Below are 4,497 nucleotides of genomic sequence, written 5' to 3'. Positions count from 1 at the left end.
CTGCCGCTGGAAATCTGCCACCGGGTTGAGCGCGCCTATTATGAAGGCCAAGCCCCCTTAAACGCAGTCGAGGGCTATATTCGCCAGATCATCGGCTGGCGCGAGTTTGTGCGCGGCATCTATTGGATGCGGATGCCGGGTTACACGCAGCAGAATTTCCTGAACGCCACACGCCCCCTGCCCGCGTTTTACTGGACCGCGGATACAGACATGGCCTGCATGAAACAGGCGATCTTGCAAACACGGGATGAAGCTTATGCCCATCACATTCAGCGCCTGATGGTCACGGGCAATTTCGCCATGTTGGCCGGAATTGACCCGGCGCAAGTGCATGAATGGTATCTGGCTGTCTATGCCGATGCTTATGAATGGGTAGAAGCCCCCAATTTCATCGGCATGAGCCAGTTTGCCGACGGGGGATTACTGGGGTCGAAACCTTATGCAGCCAGCGGCAACTACATCAACAAGATGTCGGATCATTGCGACACATGCCGCTATGATGTGAAGCAAAAAACCGGCCCGAACGCTTGCCCGTTCAATCCACTCTATTGGCATTTCCTGGTGCGCAATGCGGAAAAACTGCGCGACAATCCCCGACTTGGCCATGCTTACAGAATGTGGGGCCGAATGGCCCCTGACAAACAGCAAGACTATCTTGAAAGCGCGAAGATGGTGTTGGACCAACTTTAGGTTGCCCGCACCACCTTCTGCTTTTTTTGAAAGCCTCGACATACGGGCTCAGTCATAACGCAGCTCAGTCGCCTTACCCTGGAAGATTGTATAGGACAGCACCGTGTAACCCGCGATGACGGGAAGGACAAAGACCGATCCGATCAGGATTATGAACAGACTTTCCGGCGCGCTCGCGGCCTCGTAAATCGTCAATTGCTCAGGGACGACATAGGGATAGAAACTGTAAGCCATCCCGAAAAAGGCAAGTGTGAACAAAACGATAGATGCCGCAAAGGGAAACCAGGCCCAGCTGTCATTCCGCGTTGGAAGATGGCGTAAAGCATACCAAAGCAAAGCGATCAGAATGCCTGACATGAGCGGTAAGGGCAAAAGCAGGAAGAACTCGGGGAATGTGAACCATTTGTCAAAGATGCGCGGGCTGACCCAAGGGGTGGCCAGCGAAACCGCAATCAGGCCCAAAACCAGCCCCCAAATCCCACCTTTGGCCCAACTCACAGCCTTTTTCTGCAACACGCCGTCCGTCTTGAGGATGATCCAGCAAGCGCCAATGAAGGAATACCCCACAGCCAGAAAAACGGCTGCGATCGATGCAAAGATCCAGGTGCCGAAACTGCTGTCCAGACCCATGATGTATTTGCCCAGCATGAATCCCTGCGAGAGCGCGGTCATAACGGAGCCTGCGAAAAAGGCCTTGTTCCAGAGGTGTTTGTGATGCGCCGGCGCTTTGACGCGAAACTCAAACGCGACGCCCCGCAGGATCAGGCCAATCAGCATAATGGCAACCGGCAGGTAAAGTGATGTCAGGATCACGCCATGCGCCGTTGGGAAGGCCACCAGCAAGATACCGATGGCCAGAACCAGCCAGGTTTCATTTGCATCCCAGAATGGGCCGATTGATGCGACCATACGGTCCTTTTCGGCGTCATCAGCGAAGGGGAACAGAACCCCAACGCCCAGATCGAACCCATCCAGCACGACATAAACCAGAATGGATAGCCCCATCAAAGCTGCAAAGGTCAGAGGCAGCCAGTGTGTCGGATCACCAAAGAATTCCATCATATCTACTCCGCCAGGACAGTCTGCGCCTCGTTGGGCGCGGCCTTAGTGTGTTTGGGGGCCGTAGGGCCGGACCTGCCCGCCTTTCTGGCCAGGTAGAACAGCACGCCAATGTAAGCAGCAAGCAACAGTGCATAGATCAGCAGATACGCTGCAAGCGTGGTGCCAACCATCGGGGCCGGAACATCTGCCACCGCTTGTTCCGTTGTCAGTACGCCCTGTACCAGCCACGGCTGGCGACCGATTTCCGTGGTATACCAACCCGCCAGTGTGGCGACCCAGCCCGAAAACGCCATCGGCACCAGCGCCAGTTGCATGAGTTTTGGCACCCCATCGGGCCCGCGCCCGCGCCGCATGAACCACAGCGCTGACCAGCTCAGCAGCAACATCGTCATGCCCGTGCCCACCATGATGCGAAACGACCAGAAAACCGGTGCCACAGGTGGGTGAAGAACTGTCCCATCCTCGGCCACAAAGTCGTTCAGCCCCGGCACAACTCCATCGGCCTTGTGCGTCAGAATGATCGAGGCGAGGTTGGGTATGCTGATTTCATGGCGATTTTCGCGCGCCGCTTCGTCCGGTATGGCAAACAGCACCAACGGCACGTTGGATTGCGTGTCCCAGTTCCCTTCCATTGCGGCGACTTTCTGAGGCTGATGTTCCAGCGTGTTCAGGCCGTGCAGATCGCCCATGTAGATCTGTGCGGGGATCAATATGGCGCCTATCCACGCCCCGGTTTTGAACGTGGCGCGCACGTCCTGACCGCGATCTCCGATCAACCACCGATAGGCTGAAAAGCCCAGGATCAGGAATGCCACAGTCAGGCCGCTCGCCATCAGCATATGTGCCAGACGATAGGGCATCGAGGGATTGAAAATGATTGCCCACCAATCCGTGGCAAAGGCCACACCATCACGCATTTCAAACCCGGCTGGCGTGTGCATCCAGCTGTTCAGGACCAGAATCCAGAAGGCTGACATCGTGGTACCAAAGGCCACAAGGAAGGTCGCTGTTGTGTGCAACCAATTTGGCACCTTTGAAAACCCAAACAGCATGATCCCCAGGAAAACGGCCTCAAGAAAGAAGGCCGTCAGGATTTCATAGGCCAGCAACGGCCCAGCGATATTGCCAACCGTCTCCATGAAGCCCGGCCAGTTGGTGCCGAACTGGAAAGACATTGTGATCCCGGAGACAACTCCCATAGCAAAGGACAGGGCGAAGACCTTCACCCAAAAGCGATAGGCCCCCATCCATTTGTCATCCCCAGTGGCATTAAAGCGCAGCTTGAAGAAAAGCAGCACCCAACCCAAAGCGATCGTGATCGTCGGGAAAAGAATATGGAAAGATATGTTCGCCCCAAACTGAATTCGGGACAGTAATAACGTGTCCATCTCACACCTGTGTTCACTTCGTTTGAAACACAGATAGAGTGGCTTTTCCGACCTCAAAGAGACCCTGCGACAGCCCGTCCTGCGGCAGATTGGCCTAAATCTCAGTGGTTAAGAATTTATTTCTGGCGTGCTAAGTTTGGCTTTCAAGCCACTGCTCAAGAAGCGTTTCTCTGATCTCGGCACCTTCCAGGCGCGCCGAAGGGAAACTGCATTATCGCGGCTTTGCTTCAAACGGGTGCCTGCCCAAGAAAGCGCCCGTTCCGAACCTGCTCTGGCCGGGATTTATAGCGCTTGAAAAAGGCCCGCGACATCGCCGTTCTGGACGAAAAGCCCGTCGCAGACGCAATCTCTACAAGCGGCATGTCTGTGTATTTCAACAGGCTATTTGACCGCTCCAGTCGGAGTTCCTTGTACGTGTCCAACAGGGTCGCACCGGTTTTGCACAGAAAGCGCCTTTGAAGTTGTCGGATGGATGTCCCAACCATATCTGACAAATCGGAAATTCTCAGCGGGTCCTCTATGTTCTCAAGCATTGTCTCTACCGCAAGAGTAACAATTCGATCACCATTGGATTTACGGATAAGCCGGTTTGCAAGCTGGCTTTCTGTCGTACGCTGAGGTTCGGTCAAACCAACATAGCGCCGTAACGTATCTGCCAAATGTGCGCCATGGTCCAAAGATACAAACTCGGCCATAAGGCGAAGAGCGCTGATGCGTGTGTTTGCGCTGTGTACGCGCCCGTCAACGGAAAGGTGCGTCGAGGTACCACAGTTTCTGATACCCAATTCCAAAGCCGCCGCCTCGAAACCTGAATGTACCGCTGCGGTACTGCGTTCCGCGCCACCGGCTTGGGCCAACAGCATCACAGCACCCCCGACAAGGATTGATCTGGGAGACAGGTTTAGAACCTGACTGACCCAGGATTTCTCCGCTGCATTGGGACACCATGCGTTTTCGAAATCACCCAAAAAAATTGCCGTACGTCCTGCCCAATACAACGGTCCTCCAACCGGATCTTCTGCCAGAACACGCAATGTCACGACATAGGTCTGCTTATCCACCAACGTGTTCAGAGCCCGGTAAAATTCCAAAATCAGTTCAGCAGACGCCTTGTCCGAGCTTCGGCACACAATGACATCGATGCACTGCAACCGATCTAATGTCGGGGCAGAACCCTTGACCGCATGCTCGTGATCATTCGTGACAACATAGTGTTTCATTTGATGTACCAACCTGGTTTTGGTCAGCGCCTGATCGGAACGTTTGTTTCCGATTGGCGAAAACCCCGCCATTGATTTGGCGGGGTTTTGTTTTGGGTTTACTCGGCTGCGTCGAGGTATTCTTCCATTGGGGGGCA

General features: G+C 54.6%; 4 protein-coding genes. 1 reads left to right on the top strand and 3 read right to left on the bottom strand.

What is annotated here, in order from left to right:
- Positions 1–690: cryptochrome/photolyase family protein (locus tag AC2FNU_RS24090; protein ID WP_496793848.1), on the top strand; the 690-nt coding region annotated here is incomplete at its 5' end.
- A 48-nt stretch (positions 691–738) separates the two neighbouring features.
- On the opposite strand, the gene AC2FNU_RS24085 is transcribed toward AC2FNU_RS24090, so the two are convergent.
- The 3 genes from AC2FNU_RS24085 to AC2FNU_RS24075 form a co-directional block, all read right to left on the bottom strand.
- The gene (locus AC2FNU_RS24085) at positions 739–1,749 is read right to left on the bottom strand and encodes a cytochrome d ubiquinol oxidase subunit II (RefSeq protein ID WP_496793852.1); all 1,011 of its coding nucleotides are present in this window, start codon (positions 1,747–1,749) and stop codon (positions 739–741) included.
- A gap of 5 nt (positions 1,750–1,754) precedes the next feature.
- Positions 1,755–3,140 carry a cytochrome ubiquinol oxidase subunit I gene (locus AC2FNU_RS24080; protein ID WP_496793846.1) on the bottom strand — a complete coding sequence of 462 codons (1,386 nt, stop codon included), beginning with the start codon at positions 3,138–3,140 and terminating at the stop codon, positions 1,755–1,757.
- A gap of 227 nt (positions 3,141–3,367) precedes the next feature.
- Positions 3,368–4,360: a helix-turn-helix domain-containing protein gene (locus AC2FNU_RS24075; protein ID WP_496793840.1), complete on the bottom strand. Its 993-nt coding sequence runs from the start codon at positions 4,358–4,360 to the stop codon at positions 3,368–3,370.
- Between the last annotated feature and the right edge of the window lie 137 nt (positions 4,361–4,497).

This window comes from Ruegeria sp. BHSB064 (assembly GCF_059613205.1).
This window is presented reverse-complemented; position numbering and strand designations above follow the sequence as displayed.

Bases quoted from the DNA above. Each gene is read 5' to 3' on its own strand.
- AC2FNU_RS24085 (WP_496793852.1), bottom strand. From the start codon at position 1,749: ATGGAATTCTTTGGTGATCCGACACACTGGCTGCCTCTGACCTTTGCA.
- AC2FNU_RS24080 (WP_496793846.1), bottom strand. From the start codon at position 3,140: ATGGACACGTTATTACTGTCCCGAATTCAGTTTGGGGCGAACATATCT.
- AC2FNU_RS24075 (WP_496793840.1), bottom strand. From the start codon at position 4,360: ATGAAACACTATGTTGTCACGAATGATCACGAGCATGCGGTCAAGGGT.